The organism is Massilia sp. WG5 (genome assembly GCF_001412595.2).
GTDB lineage: Bacteria > Pseudomonadota > Gammaproteobacteria > Burkholderiales > Burkholderiaceae_D > Telluria.
In genome coordinates this window covers 1,723,846-1,748,583 of record NZ_CP012640.2, presented here as the reverse complement: position 1 = coordinate 1,748,583, position 24,738 = coordinate 1,723,846, and the positions used below count along the sequence as shown (strand labels likewise).

The following is a 24,738-nucleotide window of genomic DNA, read 5'->3' as shown; positions in this document are numbered from 1 at the left end:
TACGACAACAACATTACGGAGCTGTTATGAGCAACAAAGGGCAACTGTTACAAGACCCATTCCTCAATGCCTTGCGCAAGGAACATGTCCCGGTCTCTATCTACCTGGTCAACGGGATCAAGCTCCAGGGACATATCGAATCCTTCGATCAGTACGTGGTTCTGCTCCGTAACACCGTCACCCAGATGGTCTACAAGCACGCCATTTCCACCGTCGTCCCGGCACGTGCCGTCAACCTCAACCTCGAACAAGACGCCGAGTGAGGTCAATGGCTGACGTTTCCGGCAACACCATGCGCGCAGCATTGGTCGGCATCGACTTCGGCCGCGGCGATTTCACCGCAAGCCTGGAAGAGCTGGCGCTGCTGGCGCGTTCCGCCGGAGCGGATCCGATCACCACGATCACCGCAAAACGCAGCAGTCCCGATCCTGCGCATTTCGTCGGCAGCGGCAAGGCCGACGAAATCGCCCAGGCCTGCCTGGCCGACAAGATCGAGATCGTCATCTTCAACCACGCCCTGTCGCCGGCCCAGCAGCGCAACCTGGAGCGCAGGCTGAACGTGCGCGTGGTCGACCGCACCAGCCTGATCCTCGACATCTTCGCCCAGCGCGCCCAGAGCCACGAGGGCAAGCTGCAGGTCGAGCTGGCCCAGTTGCAGCACCTGGCCACGCGCCTGATCCGCGGCTGGACCCACCTTGAGCGCCAGAAGGGCGGTATCGGCCTGCGCGGCCCCGGCGAAACCCAGCTCGAGACCGACCGCCGCCTGATCGGCGAGCGCGTCAAGATGCTGCGCACCCGCCTGGCCAAGCTGCGCAAGCAGCACGAGACCCAGCGCCGCTCGCGCGGACGCAACCAGACATTCTCGGTGTCGCTGGTCGGCTATACCAACGCCGGCAAGTCGACCCTGTTCAACACCCTGACCAAGGCCGGGGTGTACGTCGCGAACCAGCTGTTCGCGACCCTGGACACCACCAGCCGCCGCCTCTACCTGGGCGAGGAAACCGGCAATGTGGTGATCTCCGATACGGTCGGTTTCGTGCGCGAATTGCCGCACCAGCTGGTGGCCGCCTTCCGCGCCACGCTGGAAGAAACCATCCATGCCGACCTGCTGCTGCACGTGGTCGACGGTTCGTCGCCGGTGCGCATGGAGCAGATCGAGCAGGTCAACGAGGTGCTGCGCGAAATCGGCGCAGACCACATCCCGCAGATCCTTGTCTGGAACAAGATCGATGCGGCCGGGCTGGAGCCCGGGGTGGAACGTGATGAATATGATAAAATCAGCCGCGTTTTTATCAGCGCCCACAGTGGCGCGGGGCTGGACCTGCTGCGCGACGCGATCGTCGAGGCGGCCAGGACCGAGCCCGTGATCGCGCTTGCTGATGCCGAGAATATTCCGAACACCACCCATGTGGTTCCACACTAGCCTATGTCACTGCACGACCCCCGCTGGGGACACAAACCTGAAGATCCCAAGGCCCAGCAGGGCAAAGGCTCCGGCAACGACGGCCCGCCCGACCTCGACCAGCTCTGGCGTGACTTCAACCAGCGCCTGAACCGCCTGTTCGGCAAGCGCGGCGACGGCGGCGGCTACCGCCCGGATGCGCGCGGGGTCGGCGTCACCGCGTCGGTGGTCGGCGCGATCCTGTTCCTGATCTGGCTCGCCAGCGGCGCCTTCATCGTGCCGGAAGGGCAGGTCGGTCTCGTCACCACCTTCGGCCAGCTCTCGCACAAGACCGGCGCCGGCTTCAACTGGCGCTGGCCGGCCCCGTTCCAGGCCCATGAGACGGTCAATGTCAGCCAGGTCCAGACCGCCGAGATCGGCTACCGCGCGAACGTGCGCAACAAGCAGCCGAACGAAGCGCTGATGCTGACCGCGGACGAGAACATCGTCGACGTCCAGTTCTCGGTGCAGTACAAGATCAAGGACCCGGTCGCCTGGGTGTTCAACAACCGCGAGCAGGTCGAGACCGTGCGCGACGCCGCCGAGACCGTGGTGCGCGAACTGGTCGGCCGCGCGAAGATGGATGCGCTGCTGGCCGAAAACCGCGACCAGCTGGCCGGCGAAGCGCAGGGCATGATCCAGAAGATGGTCGACAGCTACAAGCTCGGCGCCGCCGTCACCGGCGTGACCGTGCAGTCGCTGGCCGCGCCCGAGCAGATCGCCGGCGCCTTCGAGGAAACCGTCAAGGCCCAGGAAGAACGGGCTAGAGCGCGCAGCGAAGCGCAGGCCTATGCCGACGACATCATCCCGCAGGCGAAGGGCAAGGCGGAGCGCCAGAAACAGGACGCCGAAGCCTATCGCGCGACGGTCGTGAACACCGCGGAAGGCAATGCCGCCCGCTTCAACCAGGTCGTGGCCGAATATGCGAAAGCGCCGGCCGTCACCCGCGACCGCATGTACCTGGACACCATGCAGCAGATCTTCTCCAGCACCAGCAAGGTCATGATCGACGCCAAGACCTCGAACCAGATCTATTTGCCGCTCGACCGCATGCTGAACCAGTCGCTGGCCAACGAGGCGGCGATCGGCAGCCGTTCCGGTCCCGTCATGCCGGCCCCGCAGGGACCGCAGGCCGGCCAGCCGCAGAACCAGCCGCAGCAGAACCAGTCGGCGAACCCGCAGCAGAACCAGCAGAACCAGCCGCAGGCACAGGCCGCGCCGGCCCCGGACCAGCATCCGCAGCCGGAGTCGGTGCGCAAGGTCGATCCGCGCAGCCGCGATTCGTCGCGTGAACGGGAGACCCGCTGATGCGCCGCCTGCTTTCGATCGTGATCGGGGCGGCCATCGTCCTGGCGCTGGTGTCCTCGAGCATGTTCGTGGTCGACCAGAACCGCTACGCCGTCGTCTATGCGCTCGGCGAACTGCGCGAGGTGATCAAGGAGCCCGGCCTGCATTTCAAGCTGCCGCCGCCGTTCCAGAACGTGGTCTACCTCGACAAGCGCCTGCAGACCCTCGACACCGCCGACGGCGAGCGCTTCGTCACGGCGGAGAAGAAGGACCTGCTGGTCGACGCCTTCGTCAAATGGCGCATCAATGATCCGCGCCAGTACCTGATGGCGATCGGCGGCAGCGGCGGACAGGGAAGCGCCGACCGCGGCGCCGAGCGCGTGGCCCAGGCCGTGCAGCTTGCGATGAATGCCGAGATCGGCGCGCGCAAGGTGGCCGACGTGCTCTCGGGGCAGCGCCAGCAGCTGGCCGCCGGCGTGCGTGAACGGGTCGCTGCCGCCAGCCGCCAGCTCGGCGTCGAGATCGTCGACGTGCGCGTGAAACGCGTCGACTTCACCGCCCAGGTGAACAATGCGGTGATCGAGCGCATGAAGGCCGAGCGCCTGCGCGTGGCCAGCGAGACGCGCTCGACCGGCGAAGCCGAGGCCGAAGGCATCCGCGCCGACGCCGAGCGCCAGCGCAGCGTGATCCTGGCCGAAGGCTTCCGCGACGCCGAGACCATCAAGGGCGAGGGCGATGCGAAAGCGGCCCAGATCTACGCCCAGTCCTTCGGCAAGAACCCCGAGTTCTACCGCTTCTACCGTTCGCTGGAAGCCTATCGCGCGACCTTCAAGAGCCGCAGCGACGTGCTGGTGCTGGATTCGAATTCGGATTTCTTCAAGTACTTCAAGAGCCCGGGAACGGGCAAATAAGCACTTTAGGGGCGGGCGCCGTGTGCCTGCCCCGCAACTTCTGCGCCAATCCCGGCCGGTTTTCGGTTAAAATCGTCGATTCGGCGCAGAATACGCGTGCAAAGCCGCGCATTCCGTTGCTCAATCTTTAACAACTCCCTTTCGCTTTGCCCATGCCTACCTGGCTATTGCCCGAGAATATCGCCGACGTCTTGCCGTCCGAAGCGCGCAAGATCGAGGAACTGCGCCGCCTGATGCTCGACACCTTCCGCACCTACGGGTATGAGCTGGTGATGCCGCCGATGCTCGAGTACGTCGAGTCGCTGCTGGCCGGCGCGGGGCAGGATACCGACTCCAAGACCTTCAAGCTGGTCGATTCGATGAGCGGCCGCCTGCTTGGCCTGCGCGCCGACATGACCACCCAGGTCGCCCGTATCGACGCCCACCTGCTGAACCGCGACACCGTCACCCGCCTGTGCTATGCCGGCACCGTGCTGCACACCCGCCCGTCGGGCCTGCACGCGACCCGCGAGCAGCTCCAGATCGGCGCCGAAATCTACGGCCACGCCGGCCTCGAAGCCGACGCCGAGATCCAGGAACTGGCGCTGGCCTCGCTGGCCCTGGCCGGCTTCGAGCAGCCGCGCCTGGACCTGTCGCACGCCGGCGTGCTGCGCGCGATCCTGGCCGAAGACCCGGCCGCCAAGCGCGACGAGCAGCTGCTGCACGGCCTGCTGAAGTCGAAGGACATGCCGGGCCTGGACGAGGCTTCCATCCATTACGCGGCAGGCACCCGCGCCGCCCTGATGGCGCTGCCGAACCTCTACGGCGACGTCGACGTGCTGGCGCGCGCCAGGGAAGTGCTGCCGGCGCTGCCGGGCATCTCCCGTGCACTGGGCGAACTGGCCGCGCTGGCGGCCTGCGCCATCGGCCGCGCCGAAGTGGCGATCGACCTGGCCGACCTGCGCGGCTACCAGTACGAGAGCGGCGCCATGTTCGCGCTCTATGTGCCGGGCCTGCCGAACGCCGTCGCCCGCGGCGGGCGCTACGACCACGTCGGCGAAGCCTTCGGACGCGCGCGTCCGGCAACCGGCTTCTCGCTCGACCTGCGCGAACTGGCGCGGCTGCTGCCGACCGCCGACCGCAAGCATGCCATCCGTGCGCCGTGGGGCAACGCCCCCGAGCTGCGCGAAAAAATCGCTGACCTGCGCAAGGCAGGCGAAGTCGTGATCCAGTCCATGCCGGGTCACGAGAATGTACAGGACGAGTTCGAGTGCGACCGCGTGCTCGTCCTCGAACAGGGAAATTGGATTCTAAAAAACTTAGGTTAAGTGATGTCAAATACTGCTAAGAACGTCGTTGTCATCGGCACCCAGTGGGGCGATGAAGGCAAGGGTAAGATCGTCGACTGGCTGACCGACCACGCCGCCGGCGTGGTGCGCTTCCAGGGCGGCCATAACGCCGGCCACACGCTGGTGATCAAGGGCCAGAAGACCGCCCTCCAGCTGATCCCGTCGGGCATCATGCGCGAAGGCGTGGCCTGCTACATCGGCAACGGCGTCGTGGTGTCGGTGCCGGACGTGATGCGCGAAATCGACAAGCTCGAAGCCGCCGGCGTCGAAGTCGCGTCGCGCCTGAAGATCTCGGAAGCCTGCCCGGTCATCCTGCCCTACCACGTCGCCATCGACGTCGCCCGCGAAGCCGCGCGCGGCGTCAACAAGATCGGCACCACCGGCAAGGGCATCGGCCCGGCCTACGAAGACAAGGTGGCGCGCCGCGCGATCCGTATCGCCGACATGCTGAACGAAACCCGCTTCGCCGAGAAGCTGCGCGAGAACCTGGACTACCATAACTTCGTGCTGACCGGTTACCTGAAAGCCCAGGCAATCGACTTCCAGAAGACCTTCGACGACGCGATGGCCCTGGTGCCGCGCCTGCGTCCGATGGTCGGCGACGTCTCCTCGGCACTGTACGCCGCGCACAAGGCCGGCGGCAGCCTGCTGTTCGAAGGCGCCCAGGGTTCGCTGCTCGACGTCGACCACGGCACCTATCCGTTCGTGACCTCGTCGAACTGCGTGGCCGGCAACGCCGCCGCCGGTTCGGGCGTGGGCCCGGGCATGCTGCACTACATCATGGGCATCACCAAGGCCTACACGACCCGCGTGGGTTCGGGCCCGTTCCCGTCGGAACTGCCGACCGACGCCGGCGTCGGCGAGCACCTGTCGCGCGTGGGCCACGAGTTCGGCACCGTGACCGGCCGTGCGCGCCGCTGCGGCTGGTTCGACGCCGCGCTGCTGCGCCGCTCGGTCCAGATCAACGGCGTGACCGGCATGTGCCTGACCAAGCTGGACGTGCTGGACGGCATCGAATCCCTGAAGCTGTGCACCGGCTACAAGATCGACGGCCGTGACGTCGACATCTTCCCGGTCGGCGCGGAAGAGGCGGCCGCCTGCGTGCCGGTCTACGAAGAAATGCCGGGCTGGAAGGAAAGCACCGTCGGCGCCAAGTCCATGGACGAACTGCCGGCCAATGCCCGCGCTTACATCAAGCGCATCGAAGAACTGGTCGGCGTCCCGATCGACATGGTGTCGACCGGCCCGGACCGCGTTGAAACCATCGTGCTGCGTCACCCGTTCGCCGCCTGATATTAATAAGAAGGGCTTCGAAGACCAAGGTTTGCGAAGCCCGGCAAAAAGGAATTTGAAAGTGAATACTCCTGCATCGACCGACAAGGACCTGTGGGTCTCCTGGGACGAGTACAACCGCCTGGTCGAGCGCCTGGCGCTGAAAGTCTACGAATCGAACTGGAAGTTCGACATGGTGCTGTGCCTCGCGCGCGGCGGCGTGCGCCCGGGCGACGCGATCTCCCGCATCTTCGACGTGCCGCTGGCGATCCTGTCGACCAGCTCCTACCGTGAAGAAGCCGGCACCAAGCAGGGCGACCTGGACATCGCCAAGTACATGACGATGACCAAGGGCCCGCTGGCCGGCAAGATCCTGCTGGTCGATGACCTGGCCGATTCCGGCGTCACCCTGCAGAAGGTGCGCGAGCACCTGAAGACCAACTACGAAGCCGTCACCGAAGTGCGCTCGGCGGTCATCTGGGTCAAGGGCACCTCGTCGCTGGTGCCGGACTACCACCTGCAGGACCTGCCGCACAACCCGTGGATCCACCAGCCGTTCGAAGACTACGACGGCCTGCGCCCGCACCAGCTGTCGGCGTGGCTGAAGAAGTTCGAGAAGAACTGATTTCGCTTACCCGCGCGCGTGTGCGGGTGAAGTGCGAACGAAAGAAAAGGGCGGTTCCGTGAGGGACCGCCCTTTTTATTGTTGACCCGTCGTTCCCGCGGAGGCGGGAACCCAAGTTTGCGTGAATACTGTTAGCAGATGATCGTGGCCTGCAACGAACTTGGGTCCCCGCCTGCGCGGGGACGACGTTGGTGGCGCGGGACGACGTCTTGGCCTTACTTGCCAGCCGTCGCCAGATACTGCACCACCGCCTTCAGCGCCGCGTCGTCCGGCACGCCCGAGAACGGCATGCGGTTGCCCGGCACCTTTTCCTGCGGCGCATGCAGGAATTCGGCTAGGCTCTTCTCGTCCCAGGTAATGCCGCTGCGCTTCATCGGACCCGAGAAGCGGAAGCCCGGTTCAAGGCCGGCCGTGCGGCCGACGATGTTGTGCAGGCTGGGACCGACGCCGTTTTCGCCGGCCTTCAGCGAATGGCAGGCGGCGCAGGTTTCGAAGGTCTTCTTGCCGAGCTCGTCGGCGGCCTGGGCGTGGAAGGAGAGGGCGGCGAGGGCCGCGAACGCGATTGCAGACGAGTTGACGAACTTAGGCATCGATGAGTTTTCCTGGATTCTTGACGTAGACGTTCTTGATGATATCGGCCGCCATGTAGGCGATCGCGCCCACCGGCGCGGTCGGGTTGTAGGCCGAATTATGCGGGAACAGCGAGGCGCCCATGATGAACAGGTTGTCGACCTCCCACACCTGGCCGTACTTGTTGGTGACCGAGTTGCCGGGGTTCGTGCCCATGATGGTGCCGCCCGTGTTGTGGGTGCTCTGGTACACGGTCGAGTTCCACGAGTTGCGCGGCTTCGCCGGGGTCAGGTGGGTCGGGTTCATGGCCTGCGCGATCCTGTTGATGATCTCGGCGGAGTGCGCCGACAGCTTGCGCTCGTTGTCCTTGTAGTCGAAGGTCATGCGCATCAGCGGCATGCCCAGGCGGTTGCGGTAGGTCGGATCGAGGTCGAGGAAGTTGCCGCGGTTCGGCATCACGCTGCCGGCCGCGCCGATGTTCATCGCGCGCTCGTACCATTTGGCGGCCTCGTCCTTCCACTTGCTGCCCCAGGCCGGCGTGCCGGCCGGGACCGGGTGCCACTGGATCGGCCGGCCGCCGTACTGCACGGTGCCGATGATGGAGCCGCCGATGAAGCCGAAGGGCGTACGGTCGAAGTCCCAGTTCGCGTTGAAGTCGTCGATCAGGGTGCTGGTGCCGCCGGACGACATATAGGGGTGGAACAGCTTGTCTTCGAAGAACAGCGTGGCGCTGGCGCCGGTCTGGTAGCAGTAGTTCTTGCCGATCAGGCCCTTGCCGGTGGCGGGATCATAGGCCTGGCCGATGCCCGACACCAGCATCAGGTGCACGTTGTTCAGCGCATAGGCAGTCAGCACCACCATCTTGGCCGGCTGGAAGACTTCTTCGCCGTTCACCAGGTTGATGTAGGTGACGCCGGTCGCCTTCCTGCCCGACGCATCGCGCTCGATGCGGGTGACCCAGGCGTTGGCGCGCAGCTCGAAGGTCTTCTGCTTTTGCGCAAACGGCAGCACGGTCATGTGGGCGCCGCCCTTGGCGTTCGACTCGCAGCCGAAGCGTTCGCAGTGGCCGCAGTACTGGCATTCGCCGAACTTGGCGCCGTCCGGATTGGTATAGGCGCGCGAGGTGTTCGCGGTCGGGCGCGGGAAGGGGTGGTAACCCATCTTCTTCGCGGTCGATTCGAACATCTCGCCGGCCAGGGTCTGCTCGACCGGCGGCAGCGGATACTCGTTCGAACGCGGCGCTTCGAAGACGTTGCCGCCAGCGATTTTCTTGCCCTTGATATTGCCCGCCTTGCCCGAGATCCCGGCGGTCTTCTCGAACTTGTCGTAGTACTTTTCAAGTTCCTTGTAGGTGACGCCCCAGTCCTGGATCGTCATGTCTTCCGGAATGTACTTCTTGCCGTACTTTTCCTCGTAGCGCGAGCGGATCTTGAACTCGTCGTCGGTCCAGCGCCAGGTGTGGCCGTTCCAGTGGGTCGAGGCGCCGCCGACGCCGGTGCCCATCAGGTAGGAACCGAGGCGGCGGTAGGGCAGCGCGGTTTCCTTGGCTTCGTTGCGGATGGTCTCGGTCTGGTCGACCGTGTTGACCATCATGCCGTTGCGGATGCCCAGCGCCAGTTCGTCGCGCATGCGCGGCACCGTGAAATCTTCCGACGAGGTTTGCGGGCTGCCGCGCTCCAGGCAGACCACGGTCATGCCCGCTTCCGACAATTCCTTGCCCAGGATGCCGCCGGTCCAGCCTGCGCCGACCAGCACGACATCCACTTCATTCATCTTTTTCATTGCGTTTGCCTTGATGTTTGCTTCAGCTGACGTCCGCGATGCCGAGCGGCTGCGGGCGGTACGGCTTGTTCTTGAACTTGACGATATTCAGTTTGTTGGTCGTGTTCACGCCCGGGTAGCCGATCATCTTCCAGGCCATCTTGTCGCGGTTTCCGCCGTGGATTGGGTCGGCGAACATGCCTTCGTAGAACATTTGCAGCAGCTGCGCGAAGTAGGGCTTGGCCGGCACGCCGTTCGGCAGTGCGATCTTGCCCGCTTGCAGGTCCTTCAGCAGCTGTTCCCTGGCCTCGGGCGGCAGGGCGTCGAAGGATTTCTTGTACGTGGCCTGGCAATACTCGTCCAGGCCTTCGGTGCCTGCGCGGAACAGGGCGGCGGGCGTCATGGCCAGCTGGTAGCCCTGGTTGGCGCTGCCCTGCCTGAACGGGCCCTGCAGGAAGAGACGGTCGCCCTGGCCCCAGTTACCGGCAAGCGCACGGTCGAAGTAGATGTTCAGGCCCATGTCGACCCCGTTCGGGGTGTGCTTGTCCGCAGGGCACATGTGGTTGACGAGGGCTTCGACGAAGACCTGCTCGCCGGGGCGCAGCCAGGTATAGCCCGCCGGCGCATCGGCGGCGGCCGCTGCGGCGGCGGGGGAAGCCGCCGGGGCAGCCTGGCCGCCGGCGGCCTGCGCCTGCGCCGCGAGCGGCAGGGCGGCGGTCGCTGCGCCGGCTGCGCCGACGAATGACTTGATCAGGAAGTCGCGGCGCGGCTTCGATTGGGTGGGGTCGGTCATGCTGTGTGAATCCTGTGAAAACGGAAGGGAGCTGAGTCGCCGGCGCCAGTGAACCGATGCCTCGCTGTAAATATGAACTTCACAATTGCCGGTGGAAACAAAATTTCCATGGGGCAATCATAAACCGATTTGTCGGAATTTGGATACGGTTTGTTGCGTAGATGCCGACAGTTCTTCTATTTTTGTTGCCGTAAAGAAATTCATGCGGCATATTTGACGCCTTCCATGCGGATAAGTTCGCCCCAGGGCCGACGCTTCGCGCCTCAAACCAGCGTAAATGTTAATAATGAAAAACCTCAATATTGGCAAAAAGATTGCGGTCGTCTTCGCGATCGTCTTATTCGTCTCGATCGCCATTACCGGTGTCGGCCTGTGGCAGTTGAACAAGATTACCGCCTCGACAAGGGATTTGATGGCGCTGCCGCTCGCCAAGGAGAGACTGGTGAGCGACTGGTACCGCACCATCTACGGCGGTTCGCGCCGTACGCTGGCGATCGCGAAAAGCGCCGACAACGGCCTGGTCGCTTTCTTCGCCGCGGATTCGGCAACCGGCAGCAAGGAAGCCGGCGCCATCCTGAAGAAGGTGAAGGAACTCCTGACTTCGCCGGAAGAAGCAAAACTGCTGCAGCAGATCGCCGATGCGCGCGATTACTACAACGTCCAGAAGGCCGCGGTCACCAAGGCCAAGGAAGCCAACGACGTCGAGACCGCCAATCGCGTACTCGACGAGAAATTCATCCCGGCCTCGAACAAATACCAGTCCCTGTTGCGCGACCTGCTCGACATGCAGCGCCAGGCCATCGATGCCAGCGCCGTGCGAGCCGAGCAGGCGGCGCAGGCCAGCCTGCGCATGCAGACCGCCCTGAGTGTGCTGCTGGTGCTGCTGGTGGTCGCCTGCGGCTGGCTGCTTCGCAGCAGCATCGTCAAGCCGCTCGAAACCGCCATCGGCGTTGCGCGCCGCGTGGCCAAGGGCGACCTCACCGGGGAGATCGAGGTCACCTCGAAGGACGAGGCGGGACAATTGCTGGAAGCCCTGCGCGAGATGAACCATTCGCTGCGCGACCTGGTGCACAACGTGGTCCACGGCGTCGGCAACATCGCCCGTGCGACGGACGAGATCGCTGCCGGCAACCTCGAACTGTCGTCGCGCACCGAGCAGCAGGCCAGTTCGCTGGAAGAGACCGCGTCGTCGATGGAAGAGCTGACCTCGACGGTCAAGCAGACCTCGGACAATGCGCGCCAGGCCAACCAGCTCGCCGGTTCGGCCAGCGAAGTGGCGGCCAGGGGCGGCGCCGTGGTGCGCCAGGTGGTCGACACGATGAGCCTGATCGACAGCTCGTCGAAGAAAATCGTCGACATCATCGGCGTCATCGACGGCATCGCCTTCCAGACCAATATCCTGGCGCTGAATGCCGCGGTCGAAGCGGCCAGGGCCGGCGAACAGGGCCGCGGCTTTGCCGTGGTCGCAGGCGAGGTGCGCAACCTGGCCCAGCGCTCCGCCGCCGCCGCCAAGGAAATCAAGGCCCTGATCGACGCCTCGGTCAGCAATGTCGAAACCGGCGGCGTGCTGGTGGCCCAGGCCGGCTCGACGATGGAAGAGATCGTGGACAGCATCCGCCGGGTGGCCGACATCATGGGTGAGATCAGCGCCGCGACCCGCGAGCAGACCCTCGGGATCGAGCAGATCAACGAAGCCGTCAGCCAGATGGACCAGACCACCCAGCAGAACGCCTCGCTGGTGGAAGAGGCCGCAGCGGCTTCCGAGACCCTGCAGCACCAGGCGGACGAGCTGGCCGACGCGATGCGCATCTTCAAGCTGAAGGACATGCCGGCCCAGCCGGCAGCGCCGGCGCGCAAGGCGCCGGCGGTGGTGCGTCCCGCCCTCAGTTCTTATGCCGGCTGAAGCGGTAGCCCTGGTCGCATAGCGAAGCAAGGGCCAGGATCAGGCCCGAACCGGCCAGGATCAGCACGACCCCGGTGGTGGAATGCGTGCTCGACTGCGCCACCATCGACAGCGCCCACAGCGGCGCCAGGCCGCCGGCGATCGCGGTCCCGATCTCGCGCGCCGTGCCGACCCCGGTCGAGCGGCTCTGCACCGAGAACTGGCGGCTGAGGTAGGAACCCTGGGGCGCGAACATCATCGGCGCCAGCACGCCGGTGCCGAGGATCAGGGCCAGGTAGATCATCGAATGCTGGCCGCTGTCCAGCAGCGCCATGAAGGGATAGGCGAACAGGGCCGACAGGATGCCGCCGACGACCAGCAGGTTCTTGCTGCTGAACTTGTCGCACAGCCAGCCGAAGGTCGGCACGGCGACGATCGCCACCAGGCTCGCCAGCGTGACCGACAGCGAGGTGACGTTTGCCGAGACGCCCTTGAACTGGGTCAGGTAGGCCAGCGAGAAGGTCTTGAAGATATAGCTGAGGGCGTTGTAGCCGATCGCCACGAAGAAGACCACACCCAGGCCCTTCAGGTTGGTGCTGAACAGTTCCTTGAACGGCCTGGCCTTGGGCGCCTGGCGTTCCTGCGCTTTGGCATGGTCGAATTCCGGCGTCTCGGGCAGTTTCTTGCGGACCCACAGGCCGACCATCACCAGCACCGAGCTGAGCAGGAATGGAATGCGCCAGCCGCCGGCCAGCAGGAACTTGTCGCCGCCGAGCGTCAGCAGGTAGACCGTCATCGAGGACAGCAGCAGCCCGAGGTTCAGGCCGAGCGCCGGCCAGGCACCCTGGCGGCCGCGCTTCTCCTCCGTCGCGTGTTCATAGGAGGTGACGGCGGCCCCGGCCAGCTCGGCGCCGGCGCCAAGGCCCTGCACGATGCGGATGGCGACCAGCAGGAAGGGCGCCCAGACGCCGATCACCGCATACGAAGGAATCAGGCCGATGGCGGCGGTACACAGCCCCATCACCAGGAAGGTCACGTACAGCATTTTCTTGCGGCCGAAACGGTCGCCGAAATAGCCGAACAGCATGCCGCCGAGCGGGCGCGCCACGAAGCCGATGGCGAAGGTCGAAAACGCCTTCATCGATGCGCTCGACGGGTCCGTGGAATCGAAGAACACCTTGCTGAACACGATCGAGGCCATCGTCGCGTACAGGTAGAAGTCGTACCACTCCAGCATGGAGCCGACGATGGTCGCGGCCGCCACTTTCTTCAGCCTGCCGGCCATCTGTTCCGGTGTTTCCCAATCGGGTTTGCGGATATCCATGAAGTCTCCTGATCTTGGTTTGTTTTTTAATGGTTGGGGGCTTATTGGCGCGGAAGGACCTCGCGCACGATGTATTCCGCAATCGCCATCGAGGAGGTCGCGCCCGGCGACGGTGCGTTGCGGATGTGCGTGATGTTGCCCTGGCGGCGGATGACGAAATCGTCCACCAGCGCGCCATCGTTCTGCATGGCCTGGGCGCGGATGCCGCGCACCGCCGGGGTGACGCCGACATCGGCGAGCGAGGGCACGTACTTGGCCGCCTCGCGGACGAACACCGACTCGCTCAGCACCGTCTTCAGTTCGCGCAGCGTGGCCGGCACATTGCGCGAGGCGAATTTCCAGAAGCCGGGATAGGCCAGGAAATCGGCGATGTCGCGCATGCTGAAGCGGCTGCCGTCGTAGTTTTCGCGTCCCATCGAAATGAAGGCGTTCGGTCCGATGGTCATCTGGCCGTCGATGCGCTTGGTGAAATGCACGCCCAGGAAGGGAAAGCGCGGATCGGGCACCGGATAGATCAGGCCCTTGACGTGCGACTTGAAGGCCTCGTCGATGACGTAGTACTGGCCGAAGAAAGGCACGATCTTCGGTGTGGCTTCGTCGCCGGAGCGCATCGCCAGGCGGTCGGACTGCAGCCCGGAGCAGGCCACGGCCAGGTCGAAATGCCCGGGATGCACCTCGCCGCCTTCGAGCTCCACATGGATCTGGCTGCCGCGCTCGATCAGCCGCGAGACCGGTGCGTTCAGGCGGATCGTCCCGCCTTTTTCCTCGATCTCGCGGGCGATGCGCCGGGCAATCTGGCCGTAGCTGACGATCGCGGTGTGCGGCGAATGCAGCGCACGGATGCCGATGCAGTTCGGCTCGATCTCGCGCAGTTCGTCCTGCTCGACCAGGCGCACGCCGGGCACGCCGTTGGCCAGCGATTTCCTGTAGATGGCGTCCAGGCGCGGCAATTCTTCCTTGTCGAGCGCCACCACCACCTTGCCGCATTCGTCGTAAGGAATCGCGTGTTCGCCGCAGTAGTCCCGGACCAGTTCCACCCCGCGCCGGCACAGGCGCGCCTTCAGGCCGCCGGGTTCGTAGTACAGGCCGGCATGCACGACACCCGAGTTGTGGCTCGACTGATGCTGCGCAACCTCGGCTTCCTTTTCGAACACCGTGACCGAGCCATCCGGGTCATCCAGCAATAATTGCCGGGCGACCGACAGTCCATTGATGCCGCCGCCAATGACGGCATAGCGTTTCCTGCGCAGTTCCGTGCTCATGCATACCTCTTCAGACACCCAGCCGGGGTAACAGAGAGCATCTTAATGATCAGGAATTCAAATAAAAGCGAAAAATTTAAGATAAACTTGTTTCGATAAAGGAAACAAGCAAGCCAATGACGCTCAAGCAACTGGAAGCCTTCTACTGGGCCGCGACCTGCGCGAATTTCGCCATCGCCGCGGAGCGCCTGCACCTGTCGGTGTCCTCGCTGTCGAAGCGGATCGCCGAGCTCGAGGAATCGCTGGGGCAGCCGCTGTTCAACCGCAGCGGACACCGCGCGGTGCTGACCGAGGCCGGGCAGGGACTGCTGCCGCGCGCCCTCGAACTGCTCGACGGCGCGGCCGCGATCCGCAACGCCTTCGCGCCGGGCGCGGGCCTGGTCGGACGCTGCGTGTTCGGCGTGGGCGAACTGAGCGCGATGACCTGGCTGCCGCGCTTCATCGCCCAGGTCCGCGCCCAGTACCCGAAGCTGGTGCTGGAACCGTATGTCGACGTCGGCGCGGTGCTGGAAACGCGGGTCGACAACGGCGAACTCGATTTCGCGATCGTCGCCGGCCGCTCGTCACGCCAGACGGTGCTGTCCCAGCCGATCACGCAGGCGCAGTTCGTGTGGGTGGCGGCGCCGGCGCTGGCGGCGCGCTACCAGGACCTGCGCGCCATGCTGCGCGACCGGCAGCCGATCATTGCGCTTCCCCAGGCTGCCGGGACCACGCGCCTGATCGACGACTGGCTGCTGGCGCACGGCATCGCCGCGGTCGAGCGGATCAGTTGCAACAACTGGGGCGCCATCGCCGGCATGCTGATCGCTTCCGTCGGCGTCGGCATCCTGCCCGAGGGCTGGGCGCGGAAGCTGGTGCGCGAAAAGCTCCTGCACATCCTGACGGACGAGCACGCGCTGACGCCGCTGACCTATTCCTTCCAATGGCGGCGCGGCGATTCGCGCCCGCTGGTCAACCAGATGCTGGGCCAGGCCGCCAGCGTGGCCGACTTCTTCGCGGATGCGCGCCTGCCCCTGCTCATTTAAGCCCGCCGCCGGATGCCGATCGGTTAAGATTGCCATATACAACTTTCCCGATCCCATGACCCAAAGCTTCTTCCAGACCTTCATCCTGCTCCTGCTCGTCACCGATCCCTTCGGCAACGTCCCCCTGTTCGCCACCGCCCTGAAAGACGTGGAGCCGGCGCGCCGTCCGCGCATCGTGGTGCGCGAGTGCGCGATCGCCTTCCTGCTGCTGCTGGTCTTCATGTTCTTCGGCCGGCACTTCCTGGCGGCGCTGCAGCTCACCGACATCTCATTGCGTATCGGCGGCAGCGTGATCCTGCTGATCATCGCGATCCGCATGATCTTCCCGCACCCGGACGGCGTGCTGGGCCGCAGCGAAGGCGGCGAGCCCTTCATCGTGCCGCTGGCGATCCCGGCGCTGGCCGGCCCGTCGGCGCTGGCCACGGTGCTGCTGTTCACCTCGAACAATATGGAAGACGTGATGATCCACGTGGCCGCGCTGGCGGCGGTGGGCGTGGTGTGGCTGGCCGTGTTCCTGGCCGCCGAGCGCCTGCAGAAGGCCCTCGGGGCCCAGGTCATGACGGCCTTCGAGCGCCTGATGGGGCTGATCCTGACGGCCATGTCGATCGAGATGCTGTTGGGCGGCGTACGCGCCTTTGTTAAAACTCTCTAAACGGAAATCATCATGAAACGACTGTTCACGGCCGGCGCCTTCGGCCTCCTGGCCGCAGGCCTGCTGCTTACCGGCTGTAAGCGCAGCGAGGCTCCGCAATCGGCCGCCCCGCAATCGGCCACCGCCCCATCGGCCGCCACGCCCGCGCTCGCGCTGCAGAAAATCGATACCGTGCAGGGCAGCGGCAAGGAAGCGGCGGCGGGGAATACCGTCGTCGTCAACTACACCGGCTGGCTGTACGCGCCGGACGCGCCGCAGAAGCACGGCGCCCAGTTCGATTCCTCGATCGGCCGCGAGCCCTTCAGCTTCCAGCTCGGCGGCGGTCAGGTGATCCCGGGCTGGGACCAGGGCGTGCAGGGCATGAAGGTGGGCGGCAAGCGCACCCTGATCATTCCCGCCTCGCTGGGCTACGGCGAGCAGGGCGCGGGGCCGATCCCGCCGAACAGCAACCTGATCTTCGACGTCGAGCTGCTCGACGTGAAGTAAGCCGGCATCACATCGTCGGCGTGTAATTGCTGTGCCAGCGGTGCCCGTTCTGGCGCCGCCCGCACGGCGTCAGCTTGAGGCCGGTCTGGACCGCTTCCAGGCAGCGCGTGGCGCCGGTCTTGCGGTTGGTCAGCTGCATCAGGCGGGGCACCTCGTTCAGGCGCTTGACGGTCCATTGCTGGTTGTCGGCCTGGCTGCAGGCTTCCATCGCCAGCACGTTCTTGCGGTCGTCCGGATGCACCGCCAGGCAGACGCTTTCGCCGTCCGCGACCGTATGGAACTTGTCGAAGCCGGGCAGGGCGCCGCGGGTGACGAACCACTGCTGGGTCGGCGACTTGTCGCACGCCAGCATGGCGACGTCCGGGCCGGCCGTGCCGAGGCAACGGCCGCGACCGTCGAGCTCGTTCTGCAGGTAGCTGGTGTCGGGCGCGGCGAAGGCGGGGCTGGCCGCCAGCTGGAGGAGGGCGAGCGCCGCGGCGGCGATGAGGCGACCTTTCATGGCGAGTCCTTTTCTTTTCGATGATGTTGCTTCGACATTAGCATGCGGCGCCTGCTGTGTGCGGCCGGCAATGTAACCGAATGTCAGCGATAAAAAAAGCGGCCTGCAGGCCGCTTTTTTCCTGGCGAGGCCGAGGCTTACTTGCCCAGCATCGACACCACATTGTCCGCCCCCGGCGCCCCGAAAGCCTGCTGCTTGAGCACATGCAGCTGGTCGCGCACCTGGGCCGCCTTCTCGAACTCGAGGTTCTTGGCATGGTCGACCATGAGCTTCTCGAGGCGCTTGATCTCTTTCGAAATCTGCTTCTCGCTCATGCCCTCGATCTTCGCGGTTTCCTCGGCCTGTTCCATGTTCTTGGCCGCGGCGGCGCTGTAGACGCCGTCGATCATGTCCTTGATCTTCTTGTTCACGCCTTTCGGGGTGATGCCGTTGGCTTCGTTGAAGGCGATCTGCTTGGCGCGGCGGCGCTCGGTCTCGTCGATGGCTTTCTTCATCGAGTCGGTGATCTGGTCGGCGTACAGGATCGCCACGCCGTTCAGGTTACGCGCCGCGCGGCCGATGGTCTGGATCAGCGAGCGTTCCGAACGCAGGAAGCCTTCCTTGTCGGCGTCCAGCACGGCCACCAGCGAGACTTCCGGCAGGTCCAGGCCCTCGCGCAGCAGGTTGATGCCGACCACCACGTCGAAGGTGCCCAGGCGCAGGTCGCGCAGGATCTCGACGCGCTCGACGGTATCGATGTCGCTGTGCAGGTAGCGCACCTTGATGCCGTGGTCGCTCAGGTATTCGGTGAGCTGCTCGGCCATGCGCTTGGTCAGCGTGGTCACCAGCACGCGCTCGTCCTTGGCGATGCGGTCGTTGATCTCGCCCATCAGGTCGTCGACCTGCGAGCGCGCGGGGCGCACGATGACCTGCGGGTCGACCAGGCCGGTCGGACGCACCACCTGCTCGACCACGTTGTCGGCCTTCTGCTTTTCGTAGTCGGCTGGCGTCGCCGAGACGAAAATGCACTGGCGCATCTTGTTCTCGAATTCCTGGAACTTCAGCGGCCGGTTGTCCAGCGCCGACGGCAGGCGGAAGCCGTAGTCGACCAGGTTCGTCTTGCGCGAACGGTCGCCGTTGTACATCGCGTTGAGCTGGCCGACCATCACGTGCGACTCGTCCATGAACATCAGCGCGTCCTTCGGCAGGTAGTCGATCAGCGTCGGCGGCGGCTCGCCCGGCATCGCGCCGGACAGGTGGCGCGAGTAGTTCTCGATGCCTTTCGTGAAGCCGACTTCGGCCAGCATCTCGAGGTCGAAGCGGGTGCGCTGTTCGAGGCGCTGCTCTTCCAGCAGCTTGCCCGCTTCGCGGAAGTATTCGAGGCGGTCGCGCAGCTCGGCCTTGATCGAGTCGACGGCCTTCAGCACGGTGCTGCGCCCGGTCACGTAGTGCGAACCCGGGTAGACGGTGAAGCGCGGAATCTTCTGGCGCACCTTGCCGGTCAAGGGATCAAACAGCTGCAGCGATTCGATCTCGTCGTCGAACATCTCGACGCGGATCGCCAGCTCGGCGTGCTCGGCCGGGAAGATGTCGATGGTGTCGCCGCGCACGCGGAAGGTGCCGCGCGCGAAGTCCATCTCGTTGCGCGTGTACTGCATCTGGATCAGGCGTGCGATCACGTCGCGCTGCGCCACCTTGTCCTTGGCGCGCAGCGTCAGCACCATCTTGTGGTACTCGTCCGGATTACCGATACCGTAGATGGCCGACACGGTCGCGACGATGATGACGTCGCGCCGTTCCATCAGCGACTTCGTGCACGACAGGCGCATCTGCTCGATGTGCTCGTTGATCGACGAGTCCTTCTCGATGAACAGGTCGCGCTGCGGCACATAGGCTTCCGGCTGGTAGTAATCGTAGTAGGAGACGAAATACTCGACCGCGTTCTGCGGGAAGAACTCGCGGAACTCGGCGTACAGCTGGGCGGCCAGGGTCTTGTTCGGCGCGAACACGATCGCCGGACGGCCCGCACGGGCGATCACGTTGGCCATCGTGTAGGTCTTGCCGGAACCGGTGACGCCCAGCAGCGTCTGGTACATCAGGCCGTCGTCGATGCCTTCGACCAGGCCATCGATCGCGGTCGGCTGGTCGCCGGCGGGCGGGAAGGGCTGGTGCAGCTTGAACGGAGAATTCGGGAAAGTGATGACGGTGGGCGCGGGAGTATTTGCGACCGATAGTTCTGCCATGAGTTCAGACCTTTGCTAGAATTGGAATCCGCCTGCGGCAGTGCAACATCATGCCGCTGTCTATACAACCGCTGCGAACCCAGCCGACAAACCTGAGTCTATCACGATGAATTCCACAGCTCCTGCCAGCATCTTTGGCGCCATTGCCATGGCCCCGCGCGACCCGATCCTGGGCATCACCGAAGCATTCAATGCAGATACCAATCCGGCCAAAATCAACCTGGGCGTCGGCGTCTACTACGATGACAACGGAAAAGTGCCCTTGCTGGCATGCGTACGCAAGGCGGAAGCGATGTTGATGGAACAACCCGCGCCGCGCACCTATCTGCCGATCGAAGGCCTGGGCGCGTATGACAAGGCTGTGCAGGAACTCGTATTTGGGGCCGGCAGCGCCGTAATTCAAGAGAAGCGTGCGGTGACCGTGCAGGCCCTCGGCGGCACCGGCGCGCTGAAGATCGGCGCCGATTTCCTGAAGCGCTTCGCGCCGGGCTCGGACGTCTACATCAGCGACCCGAGCTGGGAAAACCACCGCGCCCTCTTCGAAAGCGCCGGTTTCAACGTCAACAACTACGCCTACTATGACCCAGCCACGCGCGGCGTCAACTTCGAAGGCATGCTGGCCGACCTGCGCAAGATGCCGGAAGGCGCGATCGTCGTCCTGCACGCCTGCTGCCACAACCCGACCGGCGCCGACCTGTCGGCCGACCAGTGGGGCCAGGTGATCCAGGCCGTCCGCGAAAACGGCCTGATTCCCTTCCTCGACATGGCCTACCAGGGCTTCGGCTCGGGCATCGCCGAAGACGGCGCCGTGGTGGGCCGCTTCGTCGACGCCGGCGGCCCGCTGCTGGTCTCGAACTCGTTCTCGAAGTCCTTCTCGCTGTACGGCGAGCGCGTCGGCGCGCTGTCGGTGGTCGGTTCGACCGCGGAAGAGGCGGCGCGCATCCTGTCGCAGCTGAAGCGCGTGGTGCGCACCAACTACTCCAGCCCGCCGACCCATAGCGGCAAGGTGGTCGCAATGGTGCTGTCGACCCCGGAACTGCGCCAGCTGTGGGAAGACGAGCTGGCCGGCATGCGCGTGCGCATCAAGGAAATGCGTGAAGAGCTGGTCAAGAAGCTGGCCGAGAAGGCCCCGGGCCAGGACTTCGACTTCGTGCGCAAGCAGGTCGGCATGTTCTCGTACTCGGGCCTGAGCAAGGACCAGGTCGGCAAGCTGCGCGACGAATCGATCTACGCCGTGGACACCGGCCGTATCTGCGTTGCGGCGATGAATTCGAAGAACATCGATCGCGTCGTTGACGCCATCGCAAAAGTTCTCTAAACTCTTGGCTCTTCCGATTCGGCGCAAGCCGGATCGGAAGAACATGAGTGCTGATCCCTGATAGCTCAGTCGGTAGAGCGACGGACTGTTAATCCGCAGGTCCCTGGTTCGAGTCCAGGTCGGGGAGCCAACATTCTCTGCCTTTTCCGGGCATGCACGATAGGCAAGTTGGCCTGTGCAAGCCGTGCTGGAAAGGCTATAATAGCAACATCAATTCCCTGATAGCTCAGTCGGTAGAGCGACGGACTGTTAATCCGCAGGTCCCTGGTTCGAGTCCAGGTCGGGGAGCCAGAATACAAGAAGGGGCGTCGAGCGATCGACGCCCCTTTTCTTTTATCCTTGCCGGCTGCGCCGGCCCTTGCCTTGCACTGTTCGCTCATTTGATCTAAGATTTCTGCTCAAAGGAGCAAATCATGGACGCGATTGCTGAGAAGTGGTTACCAGGAAACTCCGAAGAGGCGCCGCGCGATCAAGGCCGGTGGCTTAACTTCCGCGAGCTTTATCAAACCACTGCCGTCGATCGGATCGACCTGATCCGCAACGGCGTGAAGGCCGCCGACTTCAAGACCTTCGTCAGCGGCCTCGATGTACAGCAGGAAAAAGTCTTCACCATGCTCGACATCGCCACGGCCACCGTCAACCGCAAGGCCAGCCGCAACGAAGCCCTGTCGCGCGAAGACAGCGAAAAAGTGGTCGGCATGGCAAAACTGATCGGGCAGGTCGAGACCATGCTCGAAGAATCCGGCGATCCGGACCTCATGAAGGATTTCGACGCCGCCCGCTGGCTCACCCACTGGATGGAAGAGCCGATCCCGGCGCTCGGCGGCGCCACGCCCGCCGAATACATGGACACCATCGAAGGTCAGGAGATGATCTCCAAACTGCTCGCAAGGATGCAGACAGGGGCCTACGCGTGAGCGTCGTCTGGCGCATCGCGACCGATACGCCCGGCTATACCGCAGATGACCTGACAGGCGCGGGCGCCAAGCAGTCCGGCGGCCGCTGGAACCGGCCCGGCAACGCCATGCTCTACTGCGCCAGCAATATCTCGCTGGCGGTCCTCGAAACCTTCGTGCGCCTGAAAGCGGGCGGCCTGCCGCTGAACCGCTACCTGGTGGCGCTGACGATTCCCGATGCGGTGTGGAAGAGCGCGACCTGGATGCCCGCGCCGCCGGTGGGCTGGGATGCGATCCCGGCCGGCAAGGTGAGCCTGGACGAGGGCGACCGATGGCTGAAGGCGAATCGCAGCGCGGTGCTGATCGTGCCATCGGTGATCGTGGGCGAAGAGAGCAATGTGCTGATCAATCCGCTGCATCCGGATGCCGGGCGCATCGAGGCCAGGAAGGTCCGGAAGTGGGGCTACGATCCCAGGCTGATGCGCCCGGGATCCTGAGGCGCTTGGCCTGATTACTTGCCCGGCACCGGCCTGACCTTGCCGGCCGCTTCCAGCGCACGATGGCGCGCCGTGTCGATGTCCGGCGCGGTCGCCAGCGCCACGCCCATGCGGCGGCGGCTGAAGGATTCCGGCTTGCCGAACAGGCGGATGTCCGAGCCCGGCACGCGCAGCGCTTCCGCCACGCCTTCGAAGGCGATGCCGGCTTCGTCCAGCTGCCCGTAGATCACCGCGGAAGCGCCCGGCGCGCGCAGCTCGGTGTTCACCGGCAGGCCGAGGATGGCCTTCGCGTGCAGCTCGAATTCGCTCTGCACCTGGGTTGCCATGGTCACCATGCCGGTGTCGTGCGGGCGCGGGCTGACTTCCGAGAACCACACCATGTCGCCCTTCACGAACAGCTCGACGCCGAACACGCCGCGGCCGCCCAGGCTGGCCGTGACCTTGCTGGCGATCTCGCGCGCGCTCTCGAGGGCGCGCGGGCTCATCGGCTGCGGCTGCCAGGATTCGACGTAGTCGCCGTGCACCTGCTTGTGGCCGATCGGCTCGCAGAACTGGGTCGCGATCTCGCCGTTGCCGTTCGTGGCGCGCACGGTCAGCAGGGTGATCTCGTAATCGAAGTCGATGAAGCCCTCGACGATCACGCGGCCGGCATCGACGCGTCCGCCGGCGGCGGCGTGGTTCCAGGCGTTCTCGACGTCGTCGGCGCTGTCCAGCTTCGACTGGCCCTTGCCCGAGGACGACATCACCGGCTTCACCACGTTCGGAAAGCCGATCTCGGCGCAGGCGGCCTTCAGCTCGTCGAGGCTGCTGGCGAAGCGGTAGGGCGAGGTCGCCAGGCCCAGCTCTTCGGCGGCCAGGCGGCGGATGCCTTCGCGGTTCATGGTCAGCTGCGCGGCGCGCGCGGTCGGGATGCAAGTGATGACGCCCGCGGCTTCCAGCTCGGCCAGCTTGTCGGTGGCGATCGCCTCGATCTCCGGCACGACCAGGTCGGGCCGCTCCTGCGCGATCAGCGCGCCCAGGGCCTCGCCGTCGGTCATGTCGATCACGTGGGCGCGGTGCGCGACCTGGTGGCCCGGCGCATCCGGGTAGCGGTCGACGGCGATCACTTCGATGCCGAGGCGCTGCAGGGAAATGATCACTTCCTTGCCGAGCTCGCCGGAGCCGAGCAGCATCACTTTGGTGGCGGAAGGGGAGAGTGGGGTGCCGAGGATGGGTGCTTGCGTCATTGCTGTAGAAGGTGAGGAGGGAAGCGAGCACTATAACAAAATAAAAAATCCTTGCCGGATTTCTTCCAGCGGTTATAATGCGTGCCTCAATTCCCTGATAGCTCAGTCGGTAGAGCGACGGACTGTTAATCCGCAGGTCCCTGGTTCGAGTCCAGGTCGGGGAGCCAGAATTCAAGTAGTACGCCAAAGGCCGCTTCACTGAAGCGGCCTTTTTCGTTTCCAGGCCAAACCATGATCTCCGCACCCGCCGAACACGATGCCGCCCTTGTCGTCGCCCACGCCGCCCAGGCCGATGCCGAAGGCTGGCTGCGCCCGGAACAGCAGGCCCTGATCCACGCGCGCGGCTGGCTGCGCATGCTGGCCCCGCGCAGCGTCGGCGGCCCGGAAGCGGCGCTGCCGGACGTCGTGCGCCTGGAAGAAGCGATCGCCCGCCTCGACGGCAGCATGGGCTGGACCGTGACCCTGTGCGCCGGCGCCGGCTGGTTCGCCGGCTTCCTGGATCCGGGCCTGGCGCGCGCGATCCTGGCGACGCCGGAGGTCTGCCTGGCCGGCAGCGGCGCACCGACCGGCTACGCCGACCGCGAAGATCGGGAACAGGCGGGCTGGCGCATCACCGGCCTGTGGGACTACGCCAGCGGCGCGCCGATGGCGACCCACTTCACCTTCAACGCGATCCTGCGCGAAAACGGCCGCCCGCTGCTCGACGAGGCCGGCCAGCCGCGCATCCAGGCCTTCGTGGTGCCGGCTGCGCTGGTCGAGCTGGTGCCGAACTGGCGCAGCATCGGCCTGCGCGCCACCGCTTCCCACGCCTACCGTGTGCAGGACAAGTGGGTGGGTGCGGAGCACGGCTTCGCCATCGATCCGGCGCGCGCGAAGGAGCAGGGGCCGCTGTACCGTTTCCCTTTCATGGCCTTCGCCTTCGTCACGCTGTCGGCCAACGTGGCCGGCATGGCGGCTCACTTCGTCGAGCTGGCGGCCGAATGCATCGCGCGGCGCCGCAACCGCTTCGGCGGCGCGGGCGAACCTTTGATCGAGGTGCCGGCCGTGCGCGCGCTGCTGGAGGGCGCGCGTGCGCAACTGGAGGATGTCCGCGCGCGCTTCTACGCGTGCCTGGACGCGACCTGGGCGCGGGCGGCGGCCGGCGCGCCGGTCAGCGACGAGGAGGCGGCGCAGATGGAGGCCCTGTCGGTGGAATGGGTGGCCGCTTCGCGCCGCGCCGTCGATACCCTGTACCCCTACTGCGGCCTGTACGCGGCGCGCGAAGACAGCGAGATCAACCGCGTCTGGCGCGATTTCCACACCGCGTCGCAGCACGCCTTGCTGATGCCGCGCGCGGACTCTGGTCAAACGGCAACTATGCAGCTATAATACGGCTTCAATTCCCTGATAGCTCAGTCGGTAGAGCGACGGACTGTTAATCCGCAGGTCCCTGGTTCGAGTCCAGGTCGGGGAGCCAGAATA

Annotated in this window: 23 protein-coding genes and 4 tRNA genes; 19 read left to right on the top strand and 8 right to left on the bottom strand. The window is 65.1% G+C overall.

Annotation, left to right across the window (positions count from 1 at the left end; genetic code table 11):
- Positions 1-26 precede the first annotated feature (26 nt).
- The 7 genes from hfq to AM586_RS07735 all read left to right on the top strand — a co-directional run bounded on the left by hfq (position 27) and on the right by AM586_RS07735 (position 6,864).
- Positions 27-263, top strand: a complete 237-nt coding sequence (gene hfq / locus AM586_RS07765; RefSeq protein ID WP_036168820.1) for an RNA chaperone Hfq — start codon at positions 27-29, stop codon at positions 261-263.
- A gap of 29 nt (positions 264-292) precedes the next feature.
- Positions 293-1,423 carry a GTPase HflX gene (gene hflX / locus AM586_RS07760; protein ID WP_229411127.1) on the top strand — a complete coding sequence of 377 codons (1,131 nt, stop codon included), beginning with the start codon at positions 293-295 and terminating at the stop codon, positions 1,421-1,423.
- Between the two features lie 3 nt (positions 1,424-1,426).
- Positions 1,427-2,749 (top strand): FtsH protease activity modulator HflK, encoded by a 1,323-nt coding sequence (gene hflK / locus AM586_RS07755; protein WP_047824090.1) that lies wholly within the window; start codon positions 1,427-1,429, stop codon positions 2,747-2,749.
- The gene (gene hflC, locus AM586_RS07750) at positions 2,749-3,639 is read left to right on the top strand and encodes a protease modulator HflC (protein WP_047824092.1); all 891 of its coding nucleotides are present in this window, start codon (positions 2,749-2,751) and stop codon (positions 3,637-3,639) included. Before hflK ends, hflC begins: the two co-directional genes overlap by 1 nt.
- Before the next feature lie 152 nt (positions 3,640-3,791).
- Positions 3,792-4,946: an ATP phosphoribosyltransferase regulatory subunit gene (locus AM586_RS07745; RefSeq protein WP_047824094.1), complete on the top strand. Its 1,155-nt coding sequence runs from the start codon at positions 3,792-3,794 to the stop codon at positions 4,944-4,946.
- A 3-nt stretch (positions 4,947-4,949) separates the two neighbouring features.
- Positions 4,950-6,260, top strand: a complete 1,311-nt coding sequence (locus AM586_RS07740; RefSeq protein ID WP_047824096.1) for an adenylosuccinate synthase — start codon at positions 4,950-4,952, stop codon at positions 6,258-6,260.
- Between the two features lie 61 nt (positions 6,261-6,321).
- A complete protein-coding gene (locus AM586_RS07735; protein ID WP_047824097.1) occupies positions 6,322-6,864 on the top strand; it encodes a phosphoribosyltransferase in 543 nt (180 codons plus the stop codon).
- Positions 6,865-7,079: 215 nt separating this feature from the next.
- Here the strand turns inward: AM586_RS07735 and AM586_RS07730 are convergent, their stop codons facing one another.
- From AM586_RS07730 to AM586_RS07720, 3 genes are read right to left on the bottom strand one after another with little or no spacing between them, the layout of a single operon-like run.
- On the bottom strand, positions 7,080-7,454 hold the full coding sequence (locus AM586_RS07730; RefSeq protein ID WP_047824099.1) for a cytochrome c family protein: 375 nt from the start codon (positions 7,452-7,454) through the stop codon (positions 7,080-7,082).
- A complete protein-coding gene (locus AM586_RS07725) occupies positions 7,447-9,216 on the bottom strand; it encodes a GMC family oxidoreductase (RefSeq protein ID WP_047824101.1) in 1,770 nt (589 codons plus the stop codon). The genes AM586_RS07730 and AM586_RS07725 overlap by 8 nt, the downstream gene beginning before the upstream one ends.
- A 22-nt stretch (positions 9,217-9,238) precedes the next feature.
- Positions 9,239-9,988 carry a gluconate 2-dehydrogenase subunit 3 family protein gene (locus AM586_RS07720; RefSeq protein WP_047824104.1) on the bottom strand — a complete coding sequence of 250 codons (750 nt, stop codon included), beginning with the start codon at positions 9,986-9,988 and terminating at the stop codon, positions 9,239-9,241.
- A 277-nt stretch (positions 9,989-10,265) separates the two neighbouring features.
- Here AM586_RS07720 and AM586_RS07715 point away from each other — a divergent pair, with 277 nt between their 5' ends.
- Positions 10,266-11,891 (top strand): methyl-accepting chemotaxis protein, encoded by a 1,626-nt coding sequence (locus tag AM586_RS07715; protein WP_047824106.1) that lies wholly within the window; start codon positions 10,266-10,268, stop codon positions 11,889-11,891.
- Here AM586_RS07715 and AM586_RS07710 read toward each other — a convergent pair.
- Together AM586_RS07710 and lhgO are read right to left on the bottom strand one after the other, a co-directional pair.
- Entirely contained in the window at positions 11,872-13,194 is a 1,323-nt protein-coding gene (locus AM586_RS07710; protein ID WP_047824107.1) for an MFS transporter, read from the bottom strand. The genes AM586_RS07715 and AM586_RS07710 overlap by 20 nt on opposite strands.
- A 41-nt stretch (positions 13,195-13,235) precedes the next feature.
- Entirely contained in the window at positions 13,236-14,456 is a 1,221-nt protein-coding gene (lhgO, locus tag AM586_RS07705; protein ID WP_047824109.1) for an L-2-hydroxyglutarate oxidase, read from the bottom strand.
- Positions 14,457-14,572: 116 nt separating this feature from the next.
- Here lhgO and AM586_RS07700 point away from each other — a divergent pair, with 116 nt between their 5' ends.
- Genes AM586_RS07700 through AM586_RS07690 form a run of 3 tightly spaced genes read left to right on the top strand, consistent with a single transcriptional unit; the run spans position 14,573 to position 16,619 of the window.
- Positions 14,573-15,481 carry a LysR family transcriptional regulator gene (locus tag AM586_RS07700; protein WP_047824111.1) on the top strand — a complete coding sequence of 303 codons (909 nt, stop codon included), beginning with the start codon at positions 14,573-14,575 and terminating at the stop codon, positions 15,479-15,481.
- Positions 15,482-15,536: 55 nt separating this feature from the next.
- Positions 15,537-16,133, top strand: coding sequence for a MarC family protein (locus AM586_RS07695; RefSeq protein WP_047824113.1), 597 nt, complete (start codon positions 15,537-15,539; stop codon positions 16,131-16,133).
- Between the two features lie 12 nt (positions 16,134-16,145).
- Positions 16,146-16,619, top strand: a complete 474-nt coding sequence (locus tag AM586_RS07690) for an FKBP-type peptidyl-prolyl cis-trans isomerase (RefSeq protein ID WP_047824116.1) — start codon at positions 16,146-16,148, stop codon at positions 16,617-16,619.
- A 7-nt stretch (positions 16,620-16,626) separates the two neighbouring features.
- On the opposite strand, the gene AM586_RS07685 is transcribed toward AM586_RS07690, so the two are convergent.
- Entirely contained in the window at positions 16,627-17,118 is a 492-nt protein-coding gene (locus tag AM586_RS07685) for a ricin-type beta-trefoil lectin domain protein (RefSeq protein ID WP_047824117.1), read from the bottom strand.
- A 137-nt stretch (positions 17,119-17,255) separates the two neighbouring features.
- Positions 17,256-19,340, bottom strand: a complete 2,085-nt coding sequence (gene uvrB, locus AM586_RS07680; RefSeq protein WP_047824120.1) for an excinuclease ABC subunit UvrB — start codon at positions 19,338-19,340, stop codon at positions 17,256-17,258.
- A 106-nt stretch (positions 19,341-19,446) separates the two neighbouring features.
- Between uvrB and AM586_RS07675 the strand changes: the two genes are divergently transcribed.
- The 5 genes from AM586_RS07675 (at position 19,447) to AM586_RS07655 (ending at position 22,051) form a co-directional block, all read left to right on the top strand.
- Positions 19,447-20,658 carry an amino acid aminotransferase gene (locus tag AM586_RS07675; protein WP_047824122.1) on the top strand — a complete coding sequence of 404 codons (1,212 nt, stop codon included), beginning with the start codon at positions 19,447-19,449 and terminating at the stop codon, positions 20,656-20,658.
- Between the two features lie 54 nt (positions 20,659-20,712).
- Positions 20,713-20,788, top strand: a tRNA-Asn gene (locus tag AM586_RS07670).
- A gap of 85 nt (positions 20,789-20,873) precedes the next feature.
- Positions 20,874-20,949, top strand: a tRNA-Asn gene (locus AM586_RS07665).
- Positions 20,950-21,071: 122 nt separating this feature from the next.
- On the top strand, positions 21,072-21,575 hold the full coding sequence (locus tag AM586_RS28765) for an antitoxin Xre/MbcA/ParS toxin-binding domain-containing protein (protein ID WP_047824123.1): 504 nt from the start codon (positions 21,072-21,074) through the stop codon (positions 21,573-21,575).
- On the top strand, positions 21,572-22,051 hold the full coding sequence (locus AM586_RS07655; RefSeq protein ID WP_047824126.1) for an RES family NAD+ phosphorylase: 480 nt from the start codon (positions 21,572-21,574) through the stop codon (positions 22,049-22,051). The genes AM586_RS28765 and AM586_RS07655 overlap by 4 nt, the downstream gene beginning before the upstream one ends.
- 14 nt (positions 22,052-22,065) lie before the next feature.
- On the opposite strand, the gene purT is transcribed toward AM586_RS07655, so the two are convergent.
- Positions 22,066-23,277, bottom strand: a complete 1,212-nt coding sequence (gene purT / locus AM586_RS07650) for a formate-dependent phosphoribosylglycinamide formyltransferase (RefSeq protein ID WP_047824128.1) — start codon at positions 23,275-23,277, stop codon at positions 22,066-22,068.
- Positions 23,278-23,368: 91 nt separating this feature from the next.
- Between purT and AM586_RS07645 the strand changes: the two genes are divergently transcribed.
- From AM586_RS07645 to AM586_RS07635, 3 genes are all read left to right on the top strand, one after another.
- Positions 23,369-23,444 (top strand) — tRNA-Asn (locus tag AM586_RS07645).
- Positions 23,445-23,508: 64 nt separating this feature from the next.
- Positions 23,509-24,645 (top strand): acyl-coA dehydrogenase-like protein, encoded by a 1,137-nt coding sequence (locus AM586_RS07640; protein ID WP_047824129.1) that lies wholly within the window; start codon positions 23,509-23,511, stop codon positions 24,643-24,645.
- A gap of 12 nt (positions 24,646-24,657) precedes the next feature.
- A tRNA-Asn gene (locus AM586_RS07635) sits at positions 24,658-24,733 on the top strand.
- Positions 24,734-24,738 lie beyond the last annotated feature (5 nt).

What these genes read in the sequence shown, in the direction of transcription:
- hfq (WP_036168820.1), top strand. Translation starts at nt 27, where the DNA reads ATGAGCAACAAAGGGCAACTGTTACAAGACCCATTCCTCAATGCCTTG.
- hflX (WP_229411127.1), top strand. Translation starts at nt 293, where the DNA reads ATGCGCGCAGCATTGGTCGGCATCGACTTCGGCCGCGGCGATTTCACC.
- hflK (WP_047824090.1), top strand. Translation starts at nt 1,427, where the DNA reads ATGTCACTGCACGACCCCCGCTGGGGACACAAACCTGAAGATCCCAAG.
- hflC (WP_047824092.1), top strand. Translation starts at nt 2,749, where the DNA reads ATGCGCCGCCTGCTTTCGATCGTGATCGGGGCGGCCATCGTCCTGGCG.
- AM586_RS07745 (WP_047824094.1), top strand. Translation starts at nt 3,792, where the DNA reads ATGCCTACCTGGCTATTGCCCGAGAATATCGCCGACGTCTTGCCGTCC.
- AM586_RS07740 (WP_047824096.1), top strand. Translation starts at nt 4,950, where the DNA reads ATGTCAAATACTGCTAAGAACGTCGTTGTCATCGGCACCCAGTGGGGC.
- AM586_RS07730 (WP_047824099.1), bottom strand. Translation starts at nt 7,454, where the DNA reads ATGCCTAAGTTCGTCAACTCGTCTGCAATCGCGTTCGCGGCCCTCGCC.
- AM586_RS07725 (WP_047824101.1), bottom strand. Translation starts at nt 9,216, where the DNA reads ATGAAAAAGATGAATGAAGTGGATGTCGTGCTGGTCGGCGCAGGCTGG.
- AM586_RS07720 (WP_047824104.1), bottom strand. Translation starts at nt 9,988, where the DNA reads ATGACCGACCCCACCCAATCGAAGCCGCGCCGCGACTTCCTGATCAAG.
- AM586_RS07715 (WP_047824106.1), top strand. Translation starts at nt 10,266, where the DNA reads ATGTTAATAATGAAAAACCTCAATATTGGCAAAAAGATTGCGGTCGTC.
- AM586_RS07710 (WP_047824107.1), bottom strand. Translation starts at nt 13,194, where the DNA reads ATGGATATCCGCAAACCCGATTGGGAAACACCGGAACAGATGGCCGGC.
- lhgO (WP_047824109.1), bottom strand. Translation starts at nt 14,456, where the DNA reads ATGAGCACGGAACTGCGCAGGAAACGCTATGCCGTCATTGGCGGCGGC.
- AM586_RS07700 (WP_047824111.1), top strand. Translation starts at nt 14,573, where the DNA reads ATGACGCTCAAGCAACTGGAAGCCTTCTACTGGGCCGCGACCTGCGCG.
- AM586_RS07695 (WP_047824113.1), top strand. Translation starts at nt 15,537, where the DNA reads ATGACCCAAAGCTTCTTCCAGACCTTCATCCTGCTCCTGCTCGTCACC.
- AM586_RS07690 (WP_047824116.1), top strand. Translation starts at nt 16,146, where the DNA reads ATGAAACGACTGTTCACGGCCGGCGCCTTCGGCCTCCTGGCCGCAGGC.
- AM586_RS07685 (WP_047824117.1), bottom strand. Translation starts at nt 17,118, where the DNA reads ATGAAAGGTCGCCTCATCGCCGCCGCGGCGCTCGCCCTCCTCCAGCTG.
- uvrB (WP_047824120.1), bottom strand. Translation starts at nt 19,340, where the DNA reads ATGGCAGAACTATCGGTCGCAAATACTCCCGCGCCCACCGTCATCACT.
- AM586_RS07675 (WP_047824122.1), top strand. Translation starts at nt 19,447, where the DNA reads ATGAATTCCACAGCTCCTGCCAGCATCTTTGGCGCCATTGCCATGGCC.
- AM586_RS28765 (WP_047824123.1), top strand. Translation starts at nt 21,072, where the DNA reads ATGGACGCGATTGCTGAGAAGTGGTTACCAGGAAACTCCGAAGAGGCG.
- purT (WP_047824128.1), bottom strand. Translation starts at nt 23,277, where the DNA reads ATGACGCAAGCACCCATCCTCGGCACCCCACTCTCCCCTTCCGCCACC.
- AM586_RS07640 (WP_047824129.1), top strand. Translation starts at nt 23,509, where the DNA reads ATGATCTCCGCACCCGCCGAACACGATGCCGCCCTTGTCGTCGCCCAC.